The following is a 25,476-nucleotide window of genomic DNA, read 5'->3' on the forward strand; positions in this document are numbered from 1 at the left end:
GGAGGGCTTCGCGTCCCCCCTCATAACAATTTCAGCTCTGGGCAGCGTTCAGCGCCCGTGCCGCGGGAACTGAAAGCGCCGCCCGGGCCACCAGAGCACCACCGGCGGCGGCCGATAGAATGGCCACCGCGCTCACGGCCCCGACCGCGATCCAGTCTGGCGCCCACACCGCCTCAACCAATTGCGTCATCACATACCAGGCCGGCGGGATCGCCAATATCAAAGCGAGGATGGTCGCCATCACCCCGACAAGGCCGAATTCGAGCGCGAAGATCACCAACACGCCGGCCGGCGTCACCCCGAAAGTCTTCAGCAGAGCCGCATCGGTGACCCGCCGCCTGGCAGCTGCGGCGAAGGCGCCCAGCATCACCAGCGCACCGGCAAGAGCGACGACGCCGGCGACGGCATTGATCGCCACCGTTGTCTGCGCAAACACTTCGGCCGCAGCCTGCAGCCGTTCGCGAACGCGATAGATCACCGCCTCCGGGAAAGCGGCCCCGATTGCCGTAGCGATACCGTCCTCGAATTCCGGCTGGGCCCGCAACAGCGCCGTCTGGCTCGAATTGGCCGCTTCCAGCGTGCCCGGCGCAAAGACAATGGCGACGTTGACGCCGAAACCACCCCAATCAATCGTGCGCAGGCTGGCGATTTGCGCCGTGATCTCCCTGCCGAGAATCCGAAAGGTCAGTGTGTCACCGACCCCGACGCCCAGCCCGCGCGCCGCATCACCTTCAATTGAGATCAACGGCGGTCCGGCATAATCGTCCGGCCACCATTCACCGGCTTCGAGCACCGATTCCGGTGGCTGCTGCGCCAGATAGGTCAGCCGCGTCTCGCCATCGACCAGCCAGCGCTCCGATGGCGCGACAGCCTCCAGATCGAGTGGCTCGCCCTTGATGCCGGTGATCCGTCCCAGCAGGGCCGGCGCGCGGCGATAGCGTTCAGGGTCGGCAATCTGCGCGCCAGCCTCAGCCGCGATGCGATCAAACTCCTCGCCGCGATCGGACGGGATTTGGGCGATGGCGAGACTGGGCAGATTGGCTGGCGCGGTATCGCGGATCTGGGTCACCAAATTGTGCTGCACCAGGGTCACGACGGCGAGCAGGGCCAAGCCGAGCCCCAGCGCGGGTGCCGCAACCGGGGCGACCGATCCCGGTCCGCCCAGCTGGGTCAGGGCCAGACGCCAGGCACCACGGGCGCCATGGGCCAGCCAACGTGCCAGACGGCGCAAACCAAAGGCCGCACCCCACAACAGCGCAAATACCAGCACGGCAAACCCCAGCATGACGCCCGCCACCATGGGAGAGGGACTGAACAGGATCGCCAACGCAACAAACACCAGACCGGTCAGCAGGGCCGCGATCCGCTCGCTCCATGGCGTCGAATTTTGACCTCTCACCTCACCACCCAACAGGGCCGAGGGGGGCGTCGCCCGGGCGCGACCGATGGCCGGCAGAGCGAAGGCCAGCGCCGAGAGCATGCCAAACAACACCGCCAGCCCGAGCGGTTCGGGGTAGAGACCGGCTTGGACCGGGATTGGCAGCGCCTCGCCAAATCCTGCGACCAGCGCAGTTGGCGCCAGTGCCCCCAGCGCGGCCCCAAGCAATGAACCGACCAGTGCCAGCACCAGTATCTGCAGCAGATAAGCCAGCCGGATCGTCGCCCCGTCAGCGCCGAGCGCCTTGAGGGCGGCTATCGAGCCGGTGCGCGTCGACAGGAAGGTCGAGACCGCCTGCGCCACGCCGAGCCCACCGGCGAGCAGGGCCGCAAGCCCGGCGACGGCGAGGAAGACGCTGAGATTGTCGAGCAAATCATCGAACTGATCGCCCAACTCATCGCGGGTCGTGACATTGATACCCTGCTCGCGAAGCGGAGCCTCAAGCTCGGTATCCAGTGCCGCCAGATCAACCGCATCATCGTCGAGCACAACACGCAGCCCCGAACGATAGATCGAACCCTCGGCCATCAGGCCGGCACCCTCGACGCCATCGAGGGCGACCAGAAGGCGCGGCGCGAAATCAAAGCCAAGGTCAAGCCGGTCCGGTTCACTGACGAGTTCGGCCCGCAGCTCAAACACCTGCCCCGCCAGCTCGATCCGGTCGCCGATCCGAGCATTGAAAACGCGAAAAATGTCCGGATCTGCCGCCGCACCGGCGACACCATCGCGGACCGCCAGCAGCTGCGATAACGGCAGGTCGGGCTCGGTTACCACCGTCCCGAGTAGCGGATAGGCCGCATCGACACCGCGCAACCGGATCAGGCGGCGGACATCATTCAGGCTCGCCATGACATTAATATCGGCGATCTTCGACACTTGGCCTTGTGCGGCCATCTCGGCGGTCAGATCGTCGGGGATCGGCGCCCGTTGCACGGAGAACGACAGATCTCCGCCAAGAATGCGGCTGAGCTCGCCCGCCACGCCGTCGCGAAACATCGCACTCGCTGATCCGGCGGCGGCAATCGCGGCGACGCCGAGCGTCAGGCAGGCGAGAAAAACCATGAAGCCGCGCAGCCCGGCGCGTAATTCCCGCCCGGCGATGCGAACCGCGAGCCCGGCATTCATGACAGGATCGCCCCGTCGCGCATTTCGACGATGCGGTCGGCCCGGCTGGCGAGCTCGCGATCATGGGTCACCAGCACCAGCGCCGCGCCATGCTGGCGCGAGGCCTCGAACAGAAAGTCGGCGATCATGCTTCCCGCTGCGGTGTCGAGATTGCCGGTCGGTTCATCGGCAAAAATAATGTCGGGCCCGACCGCCAGCGCCCGCGCCACAGCAACGCGCTGCTTCTCGCCGCCGGACAGCTGCCCGGGATAATGCGTCAGCCGATGCTGCAGCCCGACCAGACCAAGCGCCTCGGTGGCCCGTTCGCGGACCTTGTCCTGACGCGCGATCTCCAGCGGCGCCATGACATTTTCCAGTGCCGTCATGGTCGGCATCAAATGGAAGGACTGGAACACGAAACCAACCCGGCCACGCCGCAGGCGGGCCAATTCCCCCTCACTGCGACCGGTCACCGGATCGCCAAGCAGGATGATCTCACCGGAGCTCGCGCGCTCAAGCCCGGCTGAAACCGCCATCAGGGAGGATTTACCCGATCCCGACGGGCCAACAATGGCGACGCTCTCGCCAGGCCTGACTTCAAGGCTGACATGATCAAGAATATGCACGGGCCCGGACGCAGCCATTAGCGTCAGTTCAACATCGCGCAGCGACAGGACGTGGGGCAAGCTGGTATCTGTCATTACGGATCCGGAATTTGCGTTGATATCGAATTTCGATATATGTCATAGGACAGCGGATCGGCAAAGGCCTAGTTCAACATGCGTCACATGCTTCACCTTGTCGTGATCGGCCTGCTGGTCCTGACGTCGCCTGCCATTGCTGCCGGGGACCCGCCCGCCTATCGGCTCGTCGTGCTCGGCGACAGCCTCAGCGCCGGCTTCGGCCTCAGCGATGACGAGGCGCTGCCGGCGGCGCTCGGCCGCGCCCTCGCGGCGCGCGGGCTGGGGCAGGTTGTCGTGATCAATGCCGGTGTGTCCGGCGACACGACGGCGGGCGGCCTGGCCCGGTTTGATTTTTCGGTCGGTCCTGATGCCGACGGCGTCGTCATCGCGCTCGGCGCCAATGACGCGCTACAGGGACAACCCCCAGCGCAGACCCAAGCCAATCTGACAGCGATGATTGAGCGGGCACAGGCGCGCGGCCTCGATATCGTGCTGGCCGGGATGCTGGCACCGGTCAATATGGGTGCGGAATACCGCCAGGAGTTTGACGCGATCTACCCGCAATTGGCGCAGGAAGAACATGTCGCGCTCTACCCTTTCCTGCTTGCCCCGGTCGCCTTGCATCCCGAATTCCTGCAACGCGACGGCCTGCATCCGACATCGCGCGGGGTTGAATTGATGGCCGCACCACTAGCCGATTTCATCGCCGCGACCCTGTTTCACACGCCGGCACAGGAGCTTGCGCCGTGAGCCAACGCCTGTTTACCGCCATCGGCCTGCCCGACAGCGTGCGCGAACCTTTGCTGGCCCTGCAATCGGGTCTGCCCGGAGCCAGCTGGCGGCCACGTGAAAACCTGCACCTGACCTTGCGCTTCTTCGGCGAGGTCGATGAGCGCAAGGCCGAGGATCTCGATTTCGAGCTGGCGAAAATCACCGCATCCGGCTTCGATCTGACGCTAAAGGGAGCTGGCTGGTTTGGCCGGCTGGAGCCACACGCGCTCTGGATTGGCGTCGAAGCCGCCGCGGAACTGCTGGCGCTTCAGACCAAGTGTGAGCGCGCGGCCCAGCGGGCCGGGCTGGCTGCGGAGCCACGCAAATTCCTGCCGCACGTCACTCTGGCCTATCTCCAGAACACTCCCGTGGAGAAGCTCGCTGCCTTTACCCAAGCGTTGGGCACGTTCCGCTGCGAGCCGGCCCGCATCACCGGTTTCAGCCTCTACGCCAGCTGGCTCACCCGCGGCGAGGCCAATATCTATGAACCCGTCACCCGCTATTGGCTGAGCTGAACTAGCCCTCTCCCTCGACTTCAAACGCGGCCGGCAACACGGTCACCTGCCAGACACCATCGGTGCGATAGAGCCAGAAGATATCGCCATAGGCCGTGTCGGCGAGGCGCCCATCGCTGCAACCGACCGTCTGCGAGGCTGCCAGGCCGACAAATCGCTCCAGCCACAGGCAGCTGGTGTTGGAATGTTCGGCAACCAGTGTCCAACGCGCGTCAGACGCTTCGGCCTCGGCAAACGCGTCGGCACGGCTGCGGGTGACAAGGTCATTCGCCGCACAACCCGCCTCAAGCCCGTTTGCTGCTTGGTGGACGGTGACGGCACGGCCACCGGCCTCGGCGGTACGCAGGGTCCTGCAGGCGGCACTGGAATAGGCTTGGTCAACCTCGGGCGAGCCGATCACATCCGCCAGTCGCGCGACCATCGCGCCGCCCAAAGGGCTGAGCGGGCAGTCCAGCGCATTGCAGTCCGGCGCGATCTTGCGCGCATGCCGAACGACCAGGATATTCCGGTCGGCGCGGCGCAGGTCGGCGGCAATGCCCGCCGGAGCCAGCTCCAGCAAAGCCGGTCGATCAAAGTCCGATGCGGCTTCAGGACCGGCGCAAGCGGCCAGCAGCGAAAGCAATGCGAGGGTTGGGAAAATCAGTCTCATGCGGGGCCTCGTTTCCGATTTGGCCGCAGCATAGAGTGCCGTTCGCAGCGCATCCACCCGAAATGGCCAATCAAACGCTAGAGCGCGCGTCGCATCGGCAGCTGCACCCTGACCACAGTGCCGGTACCGGCATTGCTCTCAATCTCGAGCCCGCCCTCCATCAGGGTGGCAAGACGCCAGCAAATCGCCAGACCGATGCCGCCATCGCCGCGCATGCTGCCACGCTCGGCACGGACACGCTCGATCACCTCCGGCCGGAACTCGAGACCGGTCGCGATTGCGGTGAATTGGACCCGGGCAATGTCCTCGCCCGCCGATTCACTATCGACCAGAATGCGGACGGTGCCGGCTGAGCTATATTTGATCGCCAGCGAAGCCAGCGTTGAGAGAAGCTGTTTCGTCAGCCGGCTGTCACCAATCAGCATGGCATCGGCCGCCTCGGCGATCTCGCTCGCAAAGACCAGCCCTTTCTCGGTTGCGGACGGTGCATGCAAGGCTTCGACTGACCGCACCAGTTCGGCCGGTGAAAACTCTTGGGTGCGGACCTCGACCTGCCTCGAGCGCAGCCGCGACAGATCGATCACCGCGCTGACACGGGCCAGCATCGCCTGGGCCGATTGCTCAAGCGTGCCGAGCAGTTTGCGTTGATCGGAATCCAGCGTCGTATTCCCGAGCAGATTGCCCAGCCCGATAATGCCGTTCAACGGCGTGCGCAATTCATGGCTCAACCCGAGCAGAAATTCGGATTCCTGCTGACTGGAAGATTTCTGGGTCGCGGTTGCAGCCTTGAGCTTGCCTTCGAGCGTGGTGCGCGCCTGGTGTTCATGCTCAAGCGCTGATTCCGATTGTTCGAGGTTCTGCATCAAGCGGCCAAACCGCCACGTAAGCTGAACAATTCCGGCGAGAAACAGGATTGTCGCGACCGTCTCAATCAACCAGCGGACCCAGGTCTGCAGTCCAGTGCCGAGGCGAAGCATTCCTGCCTCGCTGATCCAGATCGGACCGACAGCCAAAAAGACGAGATGGACGAGGTGGTATCCGCCCCAGATCGCCATGCCTATTGCGATCAAACCCAGTTCGCGCGAGATACCGGCAAAGCTGATTGCCCGCAGATTCCGCGCCATCACGTACAGGGTGAAGGCAAGCACGAGTATAACGAAAATGTCCTGGACAGCCGTCGACAGCATGAAGTTCTCGCTCATGCGCGACCCACCAAGAGAGCCACGAAGCAGTCAATCACCCGTCCGGTGGGCATCAAATGATGACGTCCCGGTCAAACCGGCGGCGCAAACTCACCCGTATCGTTCTGTGTGTAAAGCACAAAACGACCCGATGAATTAAACATTCAGGCGCTTGACTCGACCACGACGTAACCGCGTCAGCCTGCCTCAGTCATTGCGGCCAAGCCGGCGCTTGCGCCGTGCGAGCAATTGGAGTCGCAGCGCGTTCAAGCGAATAAAGCCTGCGGCATCCTTCTGATCATAGACATCGTCTTCCTCAAAGGTGACGTGCGCTTGCGAGTAGAGCGAGTGATCGGAACTGCGCCCGACAACACTTACCGAGCCCTTGTACAGCTTGAGACGGACATCGCCGGTGACGTATTCTTGGCTGGTATCGATCGCCGCCTGCAGCATTTCGCGCTCGGGTGAGAACCAGAAGCCTTCATACAGCAGCTTGGCATAGCGTGGCATCAACTCGTCCTTGAGGTGAGCCGCACCGCGATCGAGCGTGATCTGTTCAATGCCGCGATGCGCCGCCATCAATATGGTGCCGCCAGGCGTTTCGTAGATGCCGCGCGACTTCATGCCGACAAAGCGGTTCTCGACCAGATCGAGCCGGCCGATGCCATTGCGGGCCCCCAGCGTATTGAGCCGGGTCAGCAGCGTTGCCGGGCTCATCGCCTCGCCATCAATGGCGCAGGCATCACCGCGCTTGAAAGTGACCGTGACATATTCCGCCACGTCAGGCGCATCTTCCGGCCGGACCGTGCGCTGATAGACCAGTTCGGATGCTTCCTCGGCCGGGTCTTCGAGCAATTTGCCCTCCGAGGAGGTGTGCCAGAGATTGGCGTCGACCGAGAAGGGCGCCTCGCCGCGCTTGTCCTTGGCGACTTCGATCCCATGCTCTTCGGCATAGGCGATCAGCTTGGTGCGCGAATTGAGGTCCCATTCGCGCCAGGGCGCGATCACGCGCAGATCCGGGTCGAGCGCATAGACGCCGAGCTCGAAGCGGACCTGGTCATTGCCCTTGCCGGTAGCACCATGAGCGACGGCATCGGCGCCGGTCTCATGGGCGATTTCGACCAGACGTTTGGAAATCAGTGGCCGGGCGATCGAGGTGCCAAGCAGATACAGGCCCTCATAGACCGCATTGGCGCGCACCATCGGGAAGACGAAATCTCGGACGAATTCCTCGCGCAAATCGTCGATAAAAATCTCGGAGACGCCGGCGGCCTTGGCCTTGCGCCGCGCCGGTTCCAGCTCCTCACCCTGACCGAGATCGGCCGTGAAGGTGACCACTTCGGCATCATACTGATCCTGGAGCCATTTCAGGATCACCGACGTGTCGAGCCCGCCAGAATAGGCGAGGACGATCTTCTTCACTTTGGCTGGAGTTTTCATGGCCGGGTTTCCCTTCACATTGTGTGCTGCCCGCGTAGCGCCCCCGCCCTTTGTACGCAAGTGCCCCGGCCCGGATTTTCGCCACAGGCCGGCAGATTGCCCGCATTCGCCACTGGACAGGCGCCGGTCCGACCCCATTCTAGCGCCATGGTCACACGTCCGATTTCAGACTTTTCCGGATTTTCCGGCCGGCGCGCCCGCTTCGAGCATGATCGCCCGGATGCCGAGACGGCCCGGGAACTGCTTGAGCGCCTGTTGCAGCGCACGCAGCAGGAGAAACTCGTCAGCACGACAGACCTGCGGCAACGCCTGCTACAGGCGGGGATCGATCTCGACATGCCGCGCTTGGCCGATGCACGCGGTTTTCTCGCGAGCGACGTGACGCTGGACACGGCCGCACTTGAAACCGCCCCGACCCCGGACATCAGCCGCTTCCTGCTGCAAATCATGGATGGCGATCTCGCGATTCAAAATTTTCCGATATTCGAAAACCGGATCGCCAATATCTATGCCTACGCCCAGGCGATTCCGGGTGGAGCGGTCGCCAACTATATTCCCGAACTGGCGAAGCAGGACCCGAACGCCTTCGGCCTCGCCGTCTGCAGTATTGACGGCCAACGCATGGCGCTGGGTGAGGCCGACACGCCCTTCTGTCTGCAATCCGTGGTCAAACCGCTCAATTACGCGCTGGCGCTGGGCCTGAATGGCGAGCGCTATGTGCATCACCATGTTGGCCGCGAACCCTCCGGGCTGGGCTTCAACGAGTTGACGCTCAATCGCGATAACCGCCCTCACAACCCGATGATCAATTCCGGCGCCATCATGTGCAGCGCCATGATCCGCCCGGGACGTCCTGTTGACGAACGATTCGACATGCTGATGCGGTTCTGGGATTCGGCCATTGGCAGCCAAGCCTGCAGCTTTGACGCGGCGGTCTACGCCTCGGAACAGGCGACAGCGGAGCGCAATTACGCACTGGCGCGGTTGATGCAGAGCCATGGTGTCTTCCCTGAGGGCAGTATCGTCGAGCGGGCGCTCGATCTCTATTTCCGCAGCTGTGCCATCTCGCTCGATTGCCGCGCGCTATCGGTCGCCGCCGCGACTTTGGCGAATGGCGGCGTCTGCCCGCTGACCGGACACCGGATCGCCGAGCCGGCAATCATCCGCAATACGCTCTCATTAATGCTCACTTGCGGCATGTATGATTTTTCGGGAGAATTCGCCTTCGTTGTCGGTCTGCCGGCGAAGTCCGGCGTCTCGGGTGGATTGATGCTGGTCGTCCCCGGTGTCTGCGGCATCGGCCTGTGGAGCCCGCCGCTGGACCGGCTCGGCAATACGGTGCGCGGTCTCGAATTCTCGCGCCGCTTGGTCGAAGCCTTCCCGTTTCACATTTTTGCCGGAACGACGGGCGAATTGAGATAATCGGCTGGACTTTCGGGCCGCTTCTTCCCACCTAACCAAACATCATCCGCCTTCGGGAGCTCCGCCATGCGACGTCATCTTGTTCTGATCACCGGGGCCTCCTCGGGCATTGGTGCGGCGCTGGCGCGCGAATTTGCCGCCAATGGCTGGGACCTCGCCCTGACGGCACGGCGCCAGGATCGGCTCGAAGCCCTCGCCGAAGAAATCAAGGCGCGCTACGGCGTCGACAGCCTCGTCATCCCGGCTGACCTGTCCAAAGCCTCAGCGCCGAAGAAAATCATCGAGGCCGTCGAAGCGGCCGGGCGCGAGATTGACGGACTGGTCAATAATGCCGGCTTCGGACTGTCTGGCACCTATACCCAGACCAGCTGGAAGCAGCAGGCCGATTTCCTGCAGCTGATGCTGGGCAGCTATGCCGAGCTGGTGCACCGGGTGATGCCCGGCATGCAGGCGCGCGGCCATGGCCGGATTCTCAATGTCGCCTCGGTCGCCGGCCTGATGCCAGGGTCGAAAGGCCATACCCTCTACGCCGCCGTGAAATCGGCGCTGATCAAGTTCAGCCAATCGCTCCACTTCGAAGGCAAGGCCTACGGCATTCATGCCACGGCCCTGTGCCCGGGCTTCACCTATTCCGAATTCCATGACGTCAACGAAACCCGCGATCTGGTGTCGAAAATGCCGAGTTATTGGTGGCTGACAGCCGAGCAGGTGGCCGAGGCCGGATTCAATGCCGTCCAGCGCAATCAACCGATTTGCGTGCCGGGCCTCTGGTATAAATTCCTCACCGGCCTCAACCAGATCCTGCCGACACCGGCCTCGATGTGGTTGATGGAGCGAAACAGCGGCAGCGTCCGGCGCGGCGAAGAAGCGCCCGATGGGGCCAAAGGCGACAGCGCAGCCTGATCCGGGTCAGCTCAGACTCCCAGTGCCAGAATTTCCGGACCGGGGCTTGCCTTGAACGGGCAATCGCGGATACAGCTGCGGCTTATGTTACAAGCTGATCCCCGCCTGATCGTCGCGCTCGACAAGCCGACTGTCTCCGACGCGTGGGCGCTCATCGAAGCGCTCGGCGATACCGTCAATTTCTACAAGATCGGGCTGCAACTCATCCCGATTGGCGGCATGGAGCTGAGCACTCGCCTGAAGCAGGCCGGCAAGCAGGTCTTTCTCGATTACAAGCTGCACGACATCCCGGCGACCGTCGAAAAAGCCACCCGCAGCCTGGCCGACACCGGCGCTGACCTGCTGACCGTCCATGCCGAGCCTGCGGTAATGCGCGCCGCCGTCGCCGGTCGCGGGAAGAGCGGATTGAAGATCCTCGGCGTCACCGTGATGACTTGTTATGACGACGCGATGCTGACCGAGATGGGTTATGCCTATGGCGCCCGCGATCTGGTCCTGCGCCGGGTCGAGCAGAGCCTGGAGGCCGGCGTCGATGGTGTCGTCGCCAGCGCCCATGAGGCACGCGAGATCCGGCAGCGCTTTGGCGGCGACTTCCTGATTGTGACACCGGGCATCCGCCCGGCCGGCTCGTCCGCTGATGATCAGAAGCGTGTCGCCACACCGGGGTCCGCCCTGAGCGATGGTTCAACCCACCTCGTTATCGGTCGCCCGATCAACGCCGCCGCTGACCCCGCTGCCGCCGCACGCGCCATCATCGCAGAAATGGCCACAGCATCGCCGCAACCTGTTTCAGCCTAGCGATCCGCTTCAACGATAGGGATAAGCCCGTCGTGGCATGGGTTGCTGAACCGGTGCCGTGCGATGATCGAGCGCCCGCACCTGCAGGACACGGTGATCGAGCCCGGCATGGCCTGTGCGGACCTGGCCGTCAGCCGAGATCAGGATCAAGCCGCGATAGCTGTAGAGCGGCGTGAAAGGTCGCTCGACCCCGCCGACCAAGCCACCACTGAAGAATTCATCGCTCAGCCTGATCGGCTCCCCGGCGCTCTGTTCCGGACCGCGCGAGTGGGCCTGATGGACCGGTGTGGCAGCCAACGGCGCGGCGGGCTGTGGCGGCCATTGCCGGCCTGCCGATTGCGTCCGAAAGCTCGAGGATTGCTGCGACGCGGTGAATGTATTGCCTTCATGGCGTGCGGAGGCAGCAACAGGCTGAATCTGTGGCCGGGTGGCGGTCTGCTGCGGCAGCGGCCGTTGCGGCGCCGCATCGAGGCCGGTTGGCATTTCCGTAAAACGGCAGGGTGGACCCGCATAGCTCCCGGCCAGCGCCTGGCGGATTGCGGCGTCGCTACAGATCTGCTGCGCCCCCCCGGCCAAGCGAGGTTCCGTCTGTGACTGGGCGAGGGCGACCGGTGTGGTCACTGCGACGGCCAGCATCAAGGCGAGCAAATGTTTCATTCCGGCACATTAACCCGGACCTGGCCGCATCGATAGCGAACGCACCCGGCACGCGAACTTTCCGGTGCGATGCGGCTGTCAGGGGTGGTCTGGGGGTTACGGCAGGCCGGCCCGTCTCAGAAATCGCTGGTCCGGCCCTTGGATTCCCAATCGCCAAACCGGGTCGGCTCCAGACCTTTCGGTCCACCGGTTTCGGTTGGCAGGTCGGCCTTCGCATCGATGGCGGCCCGGCGCGTCTCGGCCTCCGCAAGGGCACGCTTTGCCTCAGGTGTCAGCAGTTTGTCAGGGCGGGGTGCGGCGACAGGCTTTTCCGGAGCGTTTTCCATTTCTCTGCGATACAGGTCTGAGGCGGCCGGGCCAAGCATTCAACTGCAAGTGAGGCCCTTGCGGCCCGGACAAATAGACGCAGCGCGGCCACCGTGCTAGCTGGCGCGCATGAGTGATGGACTAGATCCCCGCCGGGTGGCTGCCCGGGCCTATTCGCTTGTGCTCAAACAGCACAAAACGATTGAATCTGCCCTGGATCGCGATCCTGGCTTTGCCGCCATGAGCGATCGCGACCGTGGCTTTGCCCGCGCGATCGTCTCGACGACGTTTCGCCGCCTCGGACAGACCAGACTGGTGCTGAACAAGTTTCTCGCCAAGCCGATTGAAGAAAATGCCGCCCCGATCCAGGCCATCCTGCTCACCGGCGCCGCGCAATTGCTGTGGATGGGTGTGCCACCCCATGCCGCCGTCTCCTCGGCGGTGTCCCTAGCCGATGAAGATGATAAATCGCGCCGCCTCAAGGGTCTGGTCAATGCCGTCCTGCGCAAGGTCGACCGCGAGGGCGCTGCCATTGCTGGCGCGACCGCACCGCAGGAAAACCTGCCCGAATGGCTCACGCAAAGCTGGCGCACCGCCTACGGGCCGGGCCAGCTCAGCAAGATCGCCAACGCCCTGCTGGAAACCCCGCCGCTCGACCTGACGGTCAAGAACCCGGCAGAGCGCGAACACTGGGCCAGTGAGCTGGGCGCGACCATCCTGCCCAATGGCACTTTGCGCCGCGCCAGCATCACCGATCTGACCACACTGCCCGGCTTTGCCGAAGGCGCTTGGTGGGCCCAGGATGCGGCCGCTTCCCTGCCGGCCCAATTGCTGCGGGTCAAACCGGGCGAGACGATTGTTGATCTTTGTGCCGCGCCAGGCGGTAAAACGATGCAGCTGGCCGCCATGGGCGCCAAGGTCATCGCCGTCGACGTCTCCGAACAGCGCATGAAGCGGGTCACCGAAAACCTGCAGCGCACCGGGCTCGAGGCCGAACTCGTCATCGATGACGGCCGCACCTGGCGCCCCGACAACCGCGTCGACGCAGTCCTGCTCGACGCGCCCTGCACCGCCACCGGCACGCTACGCCGTCACCCGGAAGGCGCCTGGATCAAGCGCCCAGAAGACGTCGCCAAGCTGCAGTCCTTGCAATTCGAGTTGATCAAATCAGCGATCCGGATGATCAAGCCGGGCGGACGCCTGATCGTGTGCACCTGTTCGCTCCAGCCCCAGGAAGGCGAGGCGCTGGCCAATACGATCTCGAATTATGAAAGCCTGGCGCCCTTCGCCATCACCCGCAACGAACTGACCGACTTGGCTGAATCCGTCACCAAGGGCGGATTCATGCGGGTCACGCCGGCCGTCTGGCGCAGCCATGGTGGCATGGACGGTTTCTTCATCGCCCGCTTCTCCAAGCGCGCCTGATTCAGCACTGTTTCAGCTGGATCGGCGGGCGTGTCTTGCAGTCCTGCTACAGCACTGTTATCCGATTTGTCATGGGCGCTCCGGTTTACATTTCTCCATCCATCCTGTCGGCGGACTTCGCCCGGCTGGGCGAAGAAGTTCGCGCCATCGACGTGGCCGGCGCCGACTGGATCCATATCGATGTCATGGACGGGCATTTCGTGCCCAATCTGACGATCGGCCCGGCCGTCATCAAAGCGCTACGGCCCCATAGCGACAAACCGTTCGACGTCCATCTGATGATCACGCCGGTCGATCCTTATATCGACGCCTTCATCGAAGCCGGTGCCAATATCATTACCGCGCACCCCGAGGCCGGGCCGCACTTCCACCGCACGGTGCAGGCGATCAAGGCGCGCGGCGCCAAGGCTGGCGCAGCGCTCAACCCGTCCTCCTCGCCCGACATGATTGATTACGTGCTCGAGGAGCTCGACCTCGTTTTGGTGATGAGCGTCAATCCGGGCTTTGGCGGCCAGAGCTTCATCAATGATCAATTGCGCAAAATCGAAGCCCTGCGCGAGCTCATCGAACGCCGTGGCCTGTCGACGATGATCGAGGTTGATGGCGGCGTTACGCCATCCAATGCCAGCGCCTGCATCAATGCCGGCGCCAGCGCACTGGTCGCCGGATCGGCCGTGTTCAAGGGCGGCCCCGAGCATTACCGGGACAATATCAGCGCGTTGCGCGGGTAGAGGTCATGGCTCGCGCGGTCCGTTTGTCCGACTATGCCATTGCTGCCATGCAGGCGCTGCGACGCGAAGCGTCCTCGACGGTCAACGCCATCGGTCTGTTGCGCTCAATGCGCGCGCTCGGCCCGGTTCCCGATGGGTTGAGCGCTTTTCCAACCGATATCCATGCCGGCAATCCCGAGCGCGGTGCCGCCATTCTCGACGGCCGCTTCCAGCTGGCCGGCGACCAGCTCGATGTCCCGCCCGGCGAAGCGGGCGTTTGGACGCGCTCGACGCCGTCGCGCGCCTTTGCCCGCCGTCTGCATGGTTTCAGCTGGTTGCGCGATTGCGCCGCCGTGCCGGGCGAGGCTGCCGTGACAGAGGCGCGCCGGCTGACCGATGCCTGGGTGCGCACATTTGGTCGCTGGAACAGTTTTTCCTGGTCGCAGGACGTGTTGTCAGCGCGACTGCTGACCTGGTTGCGTCATGGCGAGCTATTATTCGCGCCGCCGGATGCGCAGGACAGCGAAGCGACCAAGCGTCACGCGGCCCGCTTGCGCTGCCTGGTGCGACAGGCGCGCTATCTGCAACGCGCCCTGCCACTGGCACCCGATGGGGCGATCCGCTTGCGCTGCGCCGCTGTGCTGACGCTGTGCGGTCTGTGCCTGCCCGGGCAGGCCGGTATGCTGAAAGCGGCGATCTCGGCCTATAGCCACGAAATCGAACGGCAAATTCTTCCCGATGGTGGTCATGTCTCGCGCGCGCCGCGTGCCGCTTTGGAAGCCTTGGTCGACCTGGTCACGGTGCGCGATGTCGCTGCCAGTGTCGGCTGTGAATTGCCGCCACCCCTGACCCGGGCGATCGACCGTCTGGCCGCCATGGCGCGCTTCTTCCAGATGGTTGATGGCGGGCTGGCCAATTTTCACGGCGGCGGCGAGGGAGACCGCGCAGCGCTGGCTGCCATTCTCGAACGCGACGACATCAAATCGCGCAGCTTCGGTTTCGCACCCCATTCCGGCTATCAGCGCGCCGAAGCCGGCGGTGCGACCATCGTGCTCGATGTCGGCGAGCCACCACGAGGCGCCTTGAGTGTCGAAGCTCATGCCAGCACACTGGCGTTTGAACTCTGTACCGCCAATGGCCGCCTGGTGGTCAATTGCGGCTGGAATGACGACCAGCCCGCCAATTGGCGCGAGGCTGTCCGGGCCACAGCGGCGCACTCGACGCTGACGCTTGAAGAGACGTCCTCGGCACGCCTTCTGACACCGGGCTGGCGCCGCGATCTGCTTGGCTCCCGGCTGGCCAGCTCTCCGGGACCGGTCATGGCCCGCCGCAATGAAGAGGAAATGGGAGTCTGGCTCGAAGGCGGGCATGAAGGCTATCGCGAGCAATACGGCTTGTCGCACCGACGCCGGGTTTTCCTGGCCGCCGATGGCGGCGATCTGCGCGGTGAAGATGCCTTGTCCCGCCCGATCGAGGACGGCGCGCCCGACGATGTCGATGCGCGCTGGCGCTTTGCTATCCGCTTTCACCTTCACCCCAGCGTGCGCGCTTCACTGGCCCGCGACTCGATGAGCGTCCTCTTGGTGCAGGAAAGCGGTGCCGGCTGGCGCTTCCGCAGTGATGGTGGACCGATCCGGCTGGAACGCTCCGTCTATCTCGCTGCCGGCGCCCCGCCCCAGCGCGCCACCCAGATTGTCGTCCAAGGTGAGGCCGAACCGTTCGGCGCAGGCGACCGGCCGCCAAATCGTGTACGATGGGCGTTTCAGCGCCTAGGCCGCATTGGCGGCGCTGCGGGGGACACAGCATGAGCACACCGCGGCCACAGGCACCGGTCAGCGTATCGGCCAACAGCAAGCTGACCATGATCTGGGTGGCCCTGTTCGATCTGGCCGCCGGCGCCGCCTCGATGTGGGCGGCGATTCATTTGCGCTATATGATCGAACGGACACCGCCGCCTGACGCGATTATGCTGCAATCTGTGACCGTGTTTGCGCTGGCTTGCGCCCTTGTTTTCCCGCTCTACGGCCTGCATCGCGGATTGTGGCGCTATACCGCGCTCAATGATGCCACACGGGTCCTGATGGCGATCATCATCGCCAATCTGGTTTTCCTGCCGGTACTGTTCCTGATCAACCGGCTGGATGGCCTGCCGCGGACCAGTCAGTTGATCGAAATCCCAATTCTGATTGCTCTGATGCTTGGCTCACGGCTGATCGTTGCGTCCTGGCGCACCCGCGGCCTGCAATCAGCGCTTCAATTTGAGGATCGCAGCAAGCCAGCAGCGATCTTGGTGGGCACCGATGAGGATCTCGACACCGCCCTGCGCGATCTGGCCCGCCGCAATGGCTCGGCACCGTTTCGCGCCAAGGGTCTGATAGAACCAAATCTTGCCCTCGCGGGCCGCGCGATACACGGCGTGCCCGTACTCGGCGGGCTTGAGGCCTTGCCCGCAGCACTGAAACGCCTGTCAGAGACGGAGAAACTACCACCGCGCCTGGTGTTGGCCGGCACGCGCACCGATGCCGAACTGGTCAATGCCCTGGTCCGGATCGCGGCCAAATCCGGCGCGAAACTGTCGCGCGCTCGGCCTTCAGAAGGTCCCGGCGCCTTCTCGCCCGTCGAGGCTGCCGATCTGCTCAACCGGCCGCCGCGCGCGCCGGATCTCGAACCGGCGCGACCGTTGATCGAGGGCAAGCGCGTCCTAGTGACGGGTGCTGGCGGCACGATCGGCTCGGAATTGGCGCGTCTCGCGGCCACGCTGGGGCCGGAAAAATTGATCCTGTTCGATGCTTCGGAAGCCAATCTCTACGAAATCGACCTCGAATTCGCCGCCCGCAGGCCCGCCGTGGCCTGGCGCGCCGTCCTCGGTGATGTGCGCGACCAGGCCCGGCTGGAACAGGTCTTCAAGGAAGAAAAACCTGACGTGGTGTTGCACGCCGCCGCGCTGAAACATGTGCCGATGAGCGAGCGCAACCCCAGCGAAGCAGTGCGCACCAATGTGCTCGGCACGATCCAGACGATCGAAACCGCGATGCGGCACGGCACCAAGGTCGTCGCCCTGATCTCCACCGACAAGGCCGTCGAGCCGAGCAATGTGATGGGCGCCACCAAGCGCGCCGCCGAACTCTACGCCCAGTCCGCCGCCACGGCCGACGGCGCGACCCGTGTCTGCGTCGTCCGCTTCGGCAATGTTCTCGGTTCGACGGGATCGGTCGTGCCCTTGTTTGAACGCCAGATCGCGGCAGGTCAGCCGGTGACGGTGACCGATCCCGAGGCGACGCGCTATTTCATGACCGTCGCTGAAGCCTCCGGCCTGGTCCTCTCCGCTGCCGCGCAAACAGCCGCCGATCCGGCGCTCAATGGCGCGCTTTACGTGTTCGATATGGGCAAGCCCGTTTCGATCCTGCGACTGGCGCGGCAATTATTGCGGCTGCGCGGCCGCGACCCCGATGCCCCTGGCGTGCTTTCGGTGGTTGGGCTGCGCCCCGGCGAAAAGCGCCACGAGGATCTCGTCTATGCCTTCGAGCGCACCGAAAACACCTCAATTCCCGGCGTCTGGCTGGTCAGTGGTCCGGAAACCGACCTGACACAGGTCAAGACACGGCTCGCGGCGCTGCTCTCGGCGGCCACGGATGCGGATCCCAAAGCCGTGGTCGAGGCGCTCAAGCACGTGTGCGGTATCGGCCCGGCAGGCGCTGAGCCAATTGACATGCCCGGTCGTCATGCTACCCCGGCATCCGACCCGGTCGAACCCGAATGAATGGAGCCCCGCCCATGCCCGATCTGGACCATGTTCCGCTTCGACGCGCTCTGATATCTGTCTCTGACAAGACGGGCCTGATCGAACGGGCGCAACGACTGGCCGATGCCGGAGTCGAAATCCTGTCGACCGGTGGCACACTGCGCGCCCTGCAAGAGGCCGGCATTGCGGCGCTCGACGTCGCAGCGGTAACCGATTTCCCCGAAATGATGGATGGCCGCCTCAAGACGCTGCATCCGCGCGTGCATGGTGGCCTGCTGGGCCGGCGCGACATCGCGCAGGATGCCGACGACATGGCGGCGCACGGTATTCCGGCCATCGACCTGCTTTATGTCAATCTCTACCCGTTTGAGGAAACCGTCGCGAAGGGCGCCGAATACGCGTCTTGCGTCGAGAATATCGATATTGGCGGCCCGGCGATGATCCGTGCAGCGGCGAAGAATCATGCCTGGGTTGCCGTCTGCGTCGATGACGCCGATCTCGACGCGGTTCTACAAGCGATGGACGACCGTGCCGGGGCCACCCCCTTGGCCCTGCGCAAGCAGCTCGCCGCGAAATCCTATGCCCGCACCGCCGCTTATGATGCGGCGATATCAAACTGGTTCTCCGACACGCTCGAGATCGAAACACCGGCCTATCGCGCCTTTGGCGGTAATCTCCTCCAGGCCCTGCGTTACGGCGAGAACCCGCACCAGGCCGCGGCACTCTACCGCACGTCGGAGAACCGGCCCGGCATCGCCACCGCCCGGCAGGTACAGGGCAAGGCGCTGAGCTTCAACAACTTGGCCGACGCCGATGCGGCCTTCGAACTGGCGGCGGAATTCGACCCAGAAACCTCGGCCGCCGTCGTGATCGTCAAACACGCCAATCCCTGCGGTGTCGCGCTGCACGACGAGCTGGCAACCGCCTATGAAAACGCGCTCGCCGCCGACCCGGTCTCGGCCTTCGGCGGTATTGTCGCGATGAACCGGCGGCTCGATGCGGTCACGGCCAATGAGCTGGTCCGCATCTTCACCGAAGTCGTCATCGCACCCGACGCCGATGAGGACGCGCTCGCCGTCCTCTCGGCGAAAGCGAATTTGCGGGTCTTGCTGACCGGCGCACTGCCCGATCCCGATCAAAAGGGTTGGCTGACGAAAACCGTTGCTGGCGGGCTTCTGGTGCAAGAGCGCGATACCGGCCGCATTCTCCCCGCGCAGTTGAAGACGGTCACCAAACGCGAGCCGACCGAACAGGAACTCGCCGACCTGCTATTTGCCTGGAAAGTCGTCAAACACGTCAAGTCGAACGCGATTGTCTATGTTCGCGACGGCGCCACTGCCGGTGTCGGCATGGGTCAGACCAGCCGCCTCGAAGCCGCCCGCCTGGCACTGCGCAAGGCCGAGGCGACCGCCGAAGAGAATAAATGGGACACGCCCCACACCCAGGGCTCGGTCTGTGCGTCCGACGCTTTCTTCCCCTTCGCTGACGGGCTCAATGCCGCGATCGAGGCGGGCGCAACGGCGATCATCCAACCGGGCGGGTCAATCCGCGATGATGAAGTGATTGCCGCCGCCGACGAGGCCGGTCTGGCGATGGTGTTCACGGGGATGCGTCACTTCCGGCACTAGGCCGGGCCCGTCGCGCGCCATGTGAATCAACTAAACATTGACGCGGCCGGTAGCAAAGCCACACATGGCCCCATGTTGTTCAAATTTCTGATCCCGGCCGGACTAGCGGCCATTGCGGTTGCGGCGTCCGGTCTGGGCGCCTCTGCCAGCTCCAATGCGATCGGCTTCGGCGTGCCGCATCGCACACTCGTTGAGCAGGTCGAATTGATCCGGCCCTTCACCGATGTCCGTATCCCGGACAATGCCAGCGGGCCTGTGCCGGCGGTTTTGATGTTTCATGGCTGTGGCGGATTGCGCCAGGTGCAGGAAGACTATGCCCGCGCGGCCCTCGATGCCGGCTATGGCGTGGTGATCATCGGATCCAATGCGGCGCGCGGCATCGACCGCTTCGCAGCCATGAGCCAGGTGTGCACGGGCTTGCGCCTCTGGGGCCGTGAACGGGCGGCGGACGTATTCGCCGGGCTGGTTCTGACCCGTGAGGACAGCCGAATTGACGCCACTCGCCTCGGACTGATCGGTTGGAGCCATGGCGGCTGGACCGTGTTGGAAGCGCTCGACGATGCAGGCCGCGACGTCGCCCCGGAATCGCTTGATATCGGCACCGGCGAAGCACCGGATCTGGCCGGTGTGCGCACCGCGATGACGCTTTACCCGTATTGCGGTTTTCCGATGCAGAGTGACGGCCGCGATTATGCCCGCGATATTCCGCTGCACGCCATCCTCGCGGCTGATGACATGATCGCACCGCCCGGCGACTGCGAACGCCTGTTCGAGCGCTCCCAAGCGACCGGTCATGCGGTGGATTTCCAAGTCTGGCCTGGGCAAACACATGCCTTTGATGAGCCGAACCCGCCAGCCGATCCGCGCATTCACTACGACGCGGACGCGGCCGCGCAGGCGCGCAGCCGCTGGATGGAGATACTCAACCGCGAACTCGCGCCTGCTCAGGGCTGAGCGACTGACGCCATTTCGCCGAGCTGGGTGGATGCGATCGACAGCTTGGACAGTGTCCAGGCTCCCGATTCATCCAATTGTCGCTGAACCAGATCGACCCGATCCGCCTCGTCGCTATTGACGGTATTCCAAGCCTCCACCAGCGAGTCCGCCCAATCCCTGGACGGCGCCTCGACACCGCCCGCCAACGCACCGCCGGCTTGAGCCGCGAAACGCATCGCCGAGGCCGCCAGCGCCTGCTGGCTGGCATAGAGATCTTCCATGAGGCGACGCACGGCGAGCCGGTCCCAGTGCAGTTCAGACGACACTTCGCCGCCAAGCCCACGCAAGCGGTCGAAGCGGAAACGGGCCCCGATCGCGTGGTAGATATAGGCGGTCGAAGCCAGCGGCCAGGCACTCTCAACCGACATATCGATCAGATCGGTCGATGAGGTCAGCGGCCGCAATTCGGCAACGGCTTGCGCCAGTGCGGCAGGTGCCCCGGCGGCGACAAATTTCTGCTTGCGGGACCGCACACCCTTGCGCTCGTGATCGGAAATGATCTCGTGCGCCATCGCGCGCAATTCCTGGACGCCAGACTGGTAGCTCGCGATTACCGCGCCGATCGGCTCCATGTTGGACGGGGCATGGCCGCGGCTACGCCGGACCAGCCAATAGGTCTGGCGCCGCAACAGGCGAATGATTTCCTCGTGGAGTTCAATCTGCACCGCTGCCGGTGCCTGATTGTCGAGCTGGTTGATCTCATGCGTCAGTTCGGAGTAGCCGAAGATCTTCCGCCCGGCTTCAAAGGAATGGGCGATAGCCGGCACAGCGGCCGCCGTTGAATCGATCGCGCGGTGGATGAAGGTCGGCCCACCCAGATTGATCATTTCATTGGCCAGAACCGTCGCGATAATTTCGCGTTTCAGCCGATGTCCGTCCATCGCCTCGGTATAGCTATGCAATCCGGTCGGGAAATAATTGACCAGCATGTCGTGAAAATGCGGATCATCAGGAACATCCGACGCGACCAGCTGGTCGAACAGGGTGATCTTGGCGTAGGAAATCAACACGGCCAGTTCGGGACGGGTCAGACCGAGGCCACGTTCCTTCAGGCTGCGCATCGCCTCGAGATTCGGCAGACCTTCGACCGCCCGGTTGAGCTGTCCGGCGCTTTCGAGTCGGGCCATGAAACGCTCATGGGCGTCCAGATCGGCGACGCTGGAATGCTCGGCCAGGGACAGAGCGAGGGTCTGATCGTAATTATGTTGCAGTACGTGTTTGGCGACATCGTCGGTCATCGATTCAAGTAACACGTCACGGTCCGCAAGGCTCATCGCCCCGCTACGCACCATCGGCCGCACCAGGATCTTGATATTGACCTCATGGTCGGAACTATCGACGCCGGCCGAGTTATCGACGAAATCGGCATTGGCCCGGCCGCCGAGGCGGCTGTATTCGATCCGGGCAGCCTGCGTGATGCCCAGATTGGCCCCCTCGCCGATGACTTTTGCACGGATCTCCGTGGCATTGATGCGCAAACCGTCATTGGTCTTGTCGCCGACATCACCATGCTGTTGGTGGCTGGCTTTGACATAGGTTCCAATTCCGCCAAACCACAATAATTCAGCATCAGCCTTGAGCAAGGCATTCATCAATTCGACAGGGCTGGCGCTCGGTGTTTTCAGCCCGGTCAGCGCGCGGATTTCATCGGACAGGGGCAGGGATTTTTCTGTGCGCGAGAAAATGCCGCCACCAGAAGAGATCAATGATTGATCATAGTCCTGCCATGAGCTGCGCGGCAGTTCGAACAGCCGTTTGCGCTCATTCCACATCTGGTCGCAATCGCCCGGATTGGGGTCGATGAAGATATCGCGGTGATCGAAGGCCGCAATCAGGCGGATCTTCTTCGACAACAGCATGCCATTGCCGAACACATCGCCCGACATGTCACCCACACCGATCACGGTGAAGGGCTCGTTCTGGATATCCTTGTTCAGCTCGCGGAAATGACGTTTGACCGATTCCCAGCCACCGCGCGCGGTGATGCCCATTTTCTTGTGGTCATAGCCGGCCGAGCCGCCGGAAGCGAAGGCATCGCCGAGCCAGAAATCGAACTCGTCCGTCGCCAGACCATTGGCAGTGTCCGAGAAGGTCGCTGTGCCCTTGTCGGCCGCGACAACGAGATAGGGGTCATCATTATCCCAGCACACCGTTGTTGCCGGATGGACCACGACATCATCGACAATATTGTCCGTGATATCGAGCAGGCCACGAATGAAGGTCTTGTAAGCCTCGCGGCCGGCTTCGAAAATCTCGTCACGCGAACCGCCGCGCGGCAAGGTCTTCGGATAGAAGCCGCCTTTCGAACCAACTGGCACGATCACGGCATTCTTGACCTGCTGTGCCTTGACCAGGCCGAGCACTTCGGTGCGGAAATCATCGCGCCGGTCCGACCAGCGCAGGCCGCCGCGCGCGACAGGTCCAAAGCGCAGGTGCACACCTTCGACATCGGGGGACCAAACGAAGATCTCGCGATAGGGCTTGGGCAGAGGCAGGTCGGCCAGCGAGGCGCTGTCGATCTTGATCGCGATCCTCGGCTTGATTTCGCCCGCCGCGTCGCGCTGATAGAAATTGGTTCTCAGCGTCGCTTGAATGAGCGCAAACATGCGGCGCAGGGCCCGGTCATGATCCAGGCTGCGGACAGCGTCGAGCTGGGCCAGAATTTGCTGGCCGATCACATTGGCGGCTTCAATGCGCGCCTTGTGTTCACCGTCGAAGCCGGGGTCAAACTTGACCCGGGCCAGTTCGAGCATACCGCGCGCAATATCCGGATAGGCGGCGAGCGCCTCCTCCTGGATCGCCTGCGACGGGTCGAGCCCTGTTTGCTGGCGATAGCGGGCACAAGTTCGCAGAAAGGCAGCTTCGCGCCAGGTGACGCCGATTTCGACGATCAGACGGTTGAAACCATCATCCTCGGCGCGACCGTCGGCCATTGCCAACAGGGCGTCCTCAAGCTTCGGACCCAGCTCTTCGAGCGATTGATGCTTGAGCGCATCGGAACGGATTTCGAAATCATGGACATAGGCCCGGTCGACCAGCTCGCCATTGCGGCCACGACGATCAACCGGAAATCCGGTTTCCTGCACGACATAAACGCCGAGATTTTCCAGCACGGGCATCACCCGTGACAGCGATACCGGCTTTCCAACCCGATAGATTTTGAGGCGCAATTCCGTCTGTTGGTCGTCGGCTTCGCGATAGGCGCGCACCGCGACCTTGTCGCTGGAGGTGAGCGTTTCAAGTTTCAGGACATCGGCCAAGGCTTCGCGGGAATCATATAATTCGCGGTAGCCAGCCTTGAAGGCCCCCTGATAGGCCGGCATGCGCAGACGGATCGCCTCGGAGGCGGTGCGCCGGACATGGGATTCCAGATCATCCTGCCAGGTTCGCGACAGCCGCGTGACGCGGCGTTCAAGCTCGGCGATATCGGGCTCGGGATGGTCAAAGGGGTTGAGGCCAATGATGAAGTGGACCCGCGCCAGCGAACTGTCGCCGAATTGCGGGTAATAGGCTGACAATCGGCCGCCAAACGCTTCGCGGATCAACTCACCGGCCTGCTCGCGGACTTCCGAGTTATAGCGGTCGCGCGGCATAAAGAGCAGGGCCGATACGAAGCGGTCGAACTGGTCACGGCGAATGAAGAGCTTGGTGCGTGGCCGGTCGTGCAGGTGCAATATGCCGAGGCAGATTTCCAGCAGATCGTTTTCGTCGGTCTGGAATAACTCGTCGCGCGGGAAATTCTCGACCGTATTGCGCAATTTCTTCGCGTTATGGGTGCCCGGTGCCTTGCCGGCCCGCTCCAGCACGCGGCGAACCTTGCGCCGGATCAGCGGCACCAGTGAGGCGCTCTGGTCGTAGGCTTCAGCGGTGAACAGGCCAACGAAGCGCGATTCACCGATCACGGCACCATCGTCACGATACCGTTTGACGCCGATATAATCCATGTAGACGCGGCGATGGACGCGCGATTTCATATTGCCCTTGGCAACAATGATCGGCGTGGGTTCGCGCAGGAAGGTCTCGATCGCGGGCGTCAGGACGGCCGGCTCCGAGCCCTTGCGCAAGACATGGCGCTCCGGGTCACGCAACACGCCGCGGCCAGAATCCAGCCGGACGCGAGGATGGCGATCCGCCATTGAGCCGTCTTCGCTAACGTCGAAATCATAGATGCGGCAGCCGAGGAAGGCGAAATGGTCGTCGCGCAGCCAACGCAGGAATTCCAGCGATTCGGCAATTTCTTCGGGTGATGCCAGGGTCTTGGCCTGCTCGAGATGGGCGATGGAATCATCCATCTCGGCGCGCATGTCGGACCAGTCTTCGACCGCAACGCGCACATCGTCGAGCGTCGCGGTGACGCCCTCGATCAGGGTGCGGCGGGAGAGCTCGTCAAGCTCGGGCAGATGGACCTGGATCATCGATTCGGCGAGACAACGGCCACCTTCAGCGACGCGGTCGCCCTCGGCATTGCGTCTGACCTGGACGATCGGGTGGAACATGGCGACCACGTCATGGCCCTGGGCGCCGATCTCGCCCATCACAGAATCAACAATGAAGGGTCGGTCATTGCCGACGATTTCCAGCACGTCGCGCGACAGTTCGACACCATCGGCCCGCTGAGCCGTGCGCATCCGCACCAGGATGTCATCACTGGCGCGGCGGTCGCCAAACGCCCAGAACTCGATGCTCAGCGCCGCCAGATCATCGGCCGAGACGCGCTCGAGATCCTCAGCGAGCGCATCGTCATAGATTTGGGAAAGGAAGGAGTTGCCGGTCTCGCCGCACTCCCCTCCAGAATGATCCTGCCAGCGGCGTCGGGCCGCTTCCATGAATTCCGCACGCGTATAGGCATGCGCGATTCCGACGACCGCCCCCATGATATGGCGCTCCTCAGCTCAGATTGATCCAAACCTGAACCTAGACCTGTTTGCCACAGGCGCAACCCGACTATGCCGTTGAAAACGCAATCGCGCTATTCCGATTAGGATGGGTAAGAAAATGTGGCACCGCCGGGAAGGGACAGGGGACCCGGCGGTGCCTGACAGACCTCATTCGGCAGGCTGGGGGGACGCACGATATGAGGCCTGCTCGGCCGCTGGATTCGTCCGGGG

At 63.5% G+C, this 25,476-nt stretch carries 19 protein-coding genes; 11 read left to right on the plus strand and 8 right to left on the minus strand.

Annotation, left to right across the window (positions count from 1 at the left end):
- Positions 1-31: 31 nt before the first annotated feature.
- Positions 32-2,563, minus strand: coding sequence for an FtsX-like permease family protein (locus tag AAC029_RS08215; protein ID WP_339746200.1), 2,532 nt, complete (start codon positions 2,561-2,563; stop codon positions 32-34).
- A complete protein-coding gene (locus AAC029_RS08220; protein ID WP_339746202.1) occupies positions 2,560-3,243 on the minus strand; it encodes an ABC transporter ATP-binding protein in 684 nt (227 codons plus the stop codon). Before AAC029_RS08220 ends, AAC029_RS08215 begins: the two co-directional genes overlap by 4 nt.
- Before the next feature lie 78 nt (positions 3,244-3,321).
- On the opposite strand from AAC029_RS08220, the gene AAC029_RS08225 reads away from it, so the two are divergent.
- Both AAC029_RS08225 and thpR read left to right on the plus strand, forming a co-directional pair.
- Complete coding sequence (locus AAC029_RS08225) at positions 3,322-3,975, plus strand: arylesterase (protein ID WP_339746205.1); 654 nt, start codon at positions 3,322-3,324, stop codon at positions 3,973-3,975.
- Positions 3,972-4,511 (plus strand): RNA 2',3'-cyclic phosphodiesterase, encoded by a 540-nt coding sequence (gene thpR / locus AAC029_RS08230; RefSeq protein ID WP_339746208.1) that lies wholly within the window; start codon positions 3,972-3,974, stop codon positions 4,509-4,511. Before AAC029_RS08225 ends, thpR begins: the two co-directional genes overlap by 4 nt.
- Position 4,512: 1 nt before the next feature.
- Here the strand turns inward: thpR and AAC029_RS08235 are convergent, their stop codons facing one another.
- The 3 genes from AAC029_RS08235 to AAC029_RS08245 form a co-directional block, all read right to left on the minus strand.
- Positions 4,513-5,160: a histidine phosphatase family protein gene (locus AAC029_RS08235; protein ID WP_339746210.1), complete on the minus strand. Its 648-nt coding sequence runs from the start codon at positions 5,158-5,160 to the stop codon at positions 4,513-4,515.
- A 77-nt stretch (positions 5,161-5,237) separates the two neighbouring features.
- Positions 5,238-6,362, minus strand: coding sequence for a HAMP domain-containing sensor histidine kinase (locus AAC029_RS08240; protein WP_339746212.1), 1,125 nt, complete (start codon positions 6,360-6,362; stop codon positions 5,238-5,240).
- Between the two features lie 186 nt (positions 6,363-6,548).
- Positions 6,549-7,781 (minus strand): argininosuccinate synthase, encoded by a 1,233-nt coding sequence (locus tag AAC029_RS08245; RefSeq protein WP_339746214.1) that lies wholly within the window; start codon positions 7,779-7,781, stop codon positions 6,549-6,551.
- 147 nt (positions 7,782-7,928) lie between these two features.
- Between AAC029_RS08245 and glsA the strand changes: the two genes are divergently transcribed.
- From glsA to pyrF, 3 genes are all read left to right on the plus strand, one after another.
- Positions 7,929-9,203, plus strand: coding sequence for a glutaminase A (gene glsA, locus AAC029_RS08250; protein WP_339746217.1), 1,275 nt, complete (start codon positions 7,929-7,931; stop codon positions 9,201-9,203).
- Positions 9,204-9,269: 66 nt separating this feature from the next.
- Positions 9,270-10,106 carry an SDR family oxidoreductase gene (locus AAC029_RS08255; protein WP_339746219.1) on the plus strand — a complete coding sequence of 279 codons (837 nt, stop codon included), beginning with the start codon at positions 9,270-9,272 and terminating at the stop codon, positions 10,104-10,106.
- An 84-nt stretch (positions 10,107-10,190) separates the two neighbouring features.
- The gene (pyrF, locus tag AAC029_RS08260) at positions 10,191-10,904 is read left to right on the plus strand and encodes an orotidine-5'-phosphate decarboxylase (RefSeq protein ID WP_339746221.1); all 714 of its coding nucleotides are present in this window, start codon (positions 10,191-10,193) and stop codon (positions 10,902-10,904) included.
- 9 nt (positions 10,905-10,913) lie between these two features.
- Here pyrF and AAC029_RS08265 read toward each other — a convergent pair whose 3' ends face one another.
- Both AAC029_RS08265 and AAC029_RS08270 read right to left on the minus strand, forming a co-directional pair.
- Positions 10,914-11,561, minus strand: coding sequence for a hypothetical protein (locus AAC029_RS08265; protein ID WP_339746223.1), 648 nt, complete (start codon positions 11,559-11,561; stop codon positions 10,914-10,916).
- A 116-nt stretch (positions 11,562-11,677) separates the two neighbouring features.
- The gene (locus AAC029_RS08270) at positions 11,678-11,887 is read right to left on the minus strand and encodes a DUF1674 domain-containing protein (protein ID WP_339746225.1); all 210 of its coding nucleotides are present in this window, start codon (positions 11,885-11,887) and stop codon (positions 11,678-11,680) included.
- A 109-nt stretch (positions 11,888-11,996) separates the two neighbouring features.
- Here AAC029_RS08270 and AAC029_RS08275 point away from each other — a divergent pair, with 109 nt between their 5' ends.
- The 6 genes from AAC029_RS08275 (at position 11,997) to AAC029_RS08300 (ending at position 20,326) form a co-directional block, all read left to right on the plus strand.
- Positions 11,997-13,292 (plus strand): transcription antitermination factor NusB, encoded by a 1,296-nt coding sequence (locus AAC029_RS08275; protein WP_339746228.1) that lies wholly within the window; start codon positions 11,997-11,999, stop codon positions 13,290-13,292.
- A gap of 71 nt (positions 13,293-13,363) precedes the next feature.
- Positions 13,364-14,023 (plus strand): ribulose-phosphate 3-epimerase, encoded by a 660-nt coding sequence (gene rpe / locus AAC029_RS08280; RefSeq protein ID WP_339746231.1) that lies wholly within the window; start codon positions 13,364-13,366, stop codon positions 14,021-14,023.
- A 5-nt stretch (positions 14,024-14,028) separates the two neighbouring features.
- Entirely contained in the window at positions 14,029-15,810 is a 1,782-nt protein-coding gene (locus AAC029_RS08285) for a heparinase II/III family protein (RefSeq protein WP_339746234.1), read from the plus strand.
- On the plus strand, positions 15,807-17,762 hold the full coding sequence (locus AAC029_RS08290; protein ID WP_339746238.1) for an SDR family NAD(P)-dependent oxidoreductase: 1,956 nt from the start codon (positions 15,807-15,809) through the stop codon (positions 17,760-17,762). Before AAC029_RS08285 ends, AAC029_RS08290 begins: the two co-directional genes overlap by 4 nt.
- A gap of 14 nt (positions 17,763-17,776) precedes the next feature.
- On the plus strand, positions 17,777-19,372 hold the full coding sequence (gene purH, locus AAC029_RS08295) for a bifunctional phosphoribosylaminoimidazolecarboxamide formyltransferase/IMP cyclohydrolase (protein ID WP_339746240.1): 1,596 nt from the start codon (positions 17,777-17,779) through the stop codon (positions 19,370-19,372).
- 72 nt (positions 19,373-19,444) lie between these two features.
- Positions 19,445-20,326 carry a dienelactone hydrolase family protein gene (locus tag AAC029_RS08300; protein ID WP_339746242.1) on the plus strand — a complete coding sequence of 294 codons (882 nt, stop codon included), beginning with the start codon at positions 19,445-19,447 and terminating at the stop codon, positions 20,324-20,326.
- Here AAC029_RS08300 and AAC029_RS08305 read toward each other — a convergent pair.
- A complete protein-coding gene (locus tag AAC029_RS08305; protein WP_339746244.1) occupies positions 20,317-25,242 on the minus strand; it encodes an NAD-glutamate dehydrogenase in 4,926 nt (1,641 codons plus the stop codon). The genes AAC029_RS08300 and AAC029_RS08305 overlap by 10 nt on opposite strands.
- Between the last annotated feature and the right edge of the window lie 234 nt (positions 25,243-25,476).

Origin of the sequence: uncultured Maricaulis sp. (assembly GCF_963975345.1) — a bacterium.
Classification (GTDB): Bacteria; Pseudomonadota; Alphaproteobacteria; order Caulobacterales; family Maricaulaceae; genus Maricaulis.

Excerpts from the sequence above, each read along its gene's own strand:
- AAC029_RS08215 (WP_339746200.1), bottom strand. The coding sequence starts at position 2,563 with ATGAATGCCGGGCTCGCGGTTCGCATCGCCGGGCGGGAATTACGCGCC.
- AAC029_RS08220 (WP_339746202.1), bottom strand. The coding sequence starts at position 3,243 with ATGACAGATACCAGCTTGCCCCACGTCCTGTCGCTGCGCGATGTTGAA.
- AAC029_RS08225 (WP_339746205.1), top strand. The coding sequence starts at position 3,322 with ATGCGTCACATGCTTCACCTTGTCGTGATCGGCCTGCTGGTCCTGACG.
- AAC029_RS08235 (WP_339746210.1), bottom strand. The coding sequence starts at position 5,160 with ATGAGACTGATTTTCCCAACCCTCGCATTGCTTTCGCTGCTGGCCGCT.
- AAC029_RS08240 (WP_339746212.1), bottom strand. The coding sequence starts at position 6,362 with ATGAGCGAGAACTTCATGCTGTCGACGGCTGTCCAGGACATTTTCGTT.
- AAC029_RS08245 (WP_339746214.1), bottom strand. The coding sequence starts at position 7,781 with ATGAAAACTCCAGCCAAAGTGAAGAAGATCGTCCTCGCCTATTCTGGC.
- glsA (WP_339746217.1), top strand. The coding sequence starts at position 7,929 with ATGGTCACACGTCCGATTTCAGACTTTTCCGGATTTTCCGGCCGGCGC.
- AAC029_RS08255 (WP_339746219.1), top strand. The coding sequence starts at position 9,270 with ATGCGACGTCATCTTGTTCTGATCACCGGGGCCTCCTCGGGCATTGGT.
- pyrF (WP_339746221.1), top strand. The coding sequence starts at position 10,191 with ATGTTACAAGCTGATCCCCGCCTGATCGTCGCGCTCGACAAGCCGACT.
- AAC029_RS08265 (WP_339746223.1), bottom strand. The coding sequence starts at position 11,561 with ATGAAACATTTGCTCGCCTTGATGCTGGCCGTCGCAGTGACCACACCG.
- AAC029_RS08270 (WP_339746225.1), bottom strand. The coding sequence starts at position 11,887 with ATGGAAAACGCTCCGGAAAAGCCTGTCGCCGCACCCCGCCCTGACAAA.
- AAC029_RS08275 (WP_339746228.1), top strand. The coding sequence starts at position 11,997 with ATGAGTGATGGACTAGATCCCCGCCGGGTGGCTGCCCGGGCCTATTCG.
- rpe (WP_339746231.1), top strand. The coding sequence starts at position 13,364 with ATGGGCGCTCCGGTTTACATTTCTCCATCCATCCTGTCGGCGGACTTC.
- AAC029_RS08285 (WP_339746234.1), top strand. The coding sequence starts at position 14,029 with ATGGCTCGCGCGGTCCGTTTGTCCGACTATGCCATTGCTGCCATGCAG.
- AAC029_RS08290 (WP_339746238.1), top strand. The coding sequence starts at position 15,807 with ATGAGCACACCGCGGCCACAGGCACCGGTCAGCGTATCGGCCAACAGC.
- purH (WP_339746240.1), top strand. The coding sequence starts at position 17,777 with ATGCCCGATCTGGACCATGTTCCGCTTCGACGCGCTCTGATATCTGTC.
- AAC029_RS08300 (WP_339746242.1), top strand. The coding sequence starts at position 19,445 with ATGTTGTTCAAATTTCTGATCCCGGCCGGACTAGCGGCCATTGCGGTT.
- AAC029_RS08305 (WP_339746244.1), bottom strand. The coding sequence starts at position 25,242 with ATGGGGGCGGTCGTCGGAATCGCGCATGCCTATACGCGTGCGGAATTC.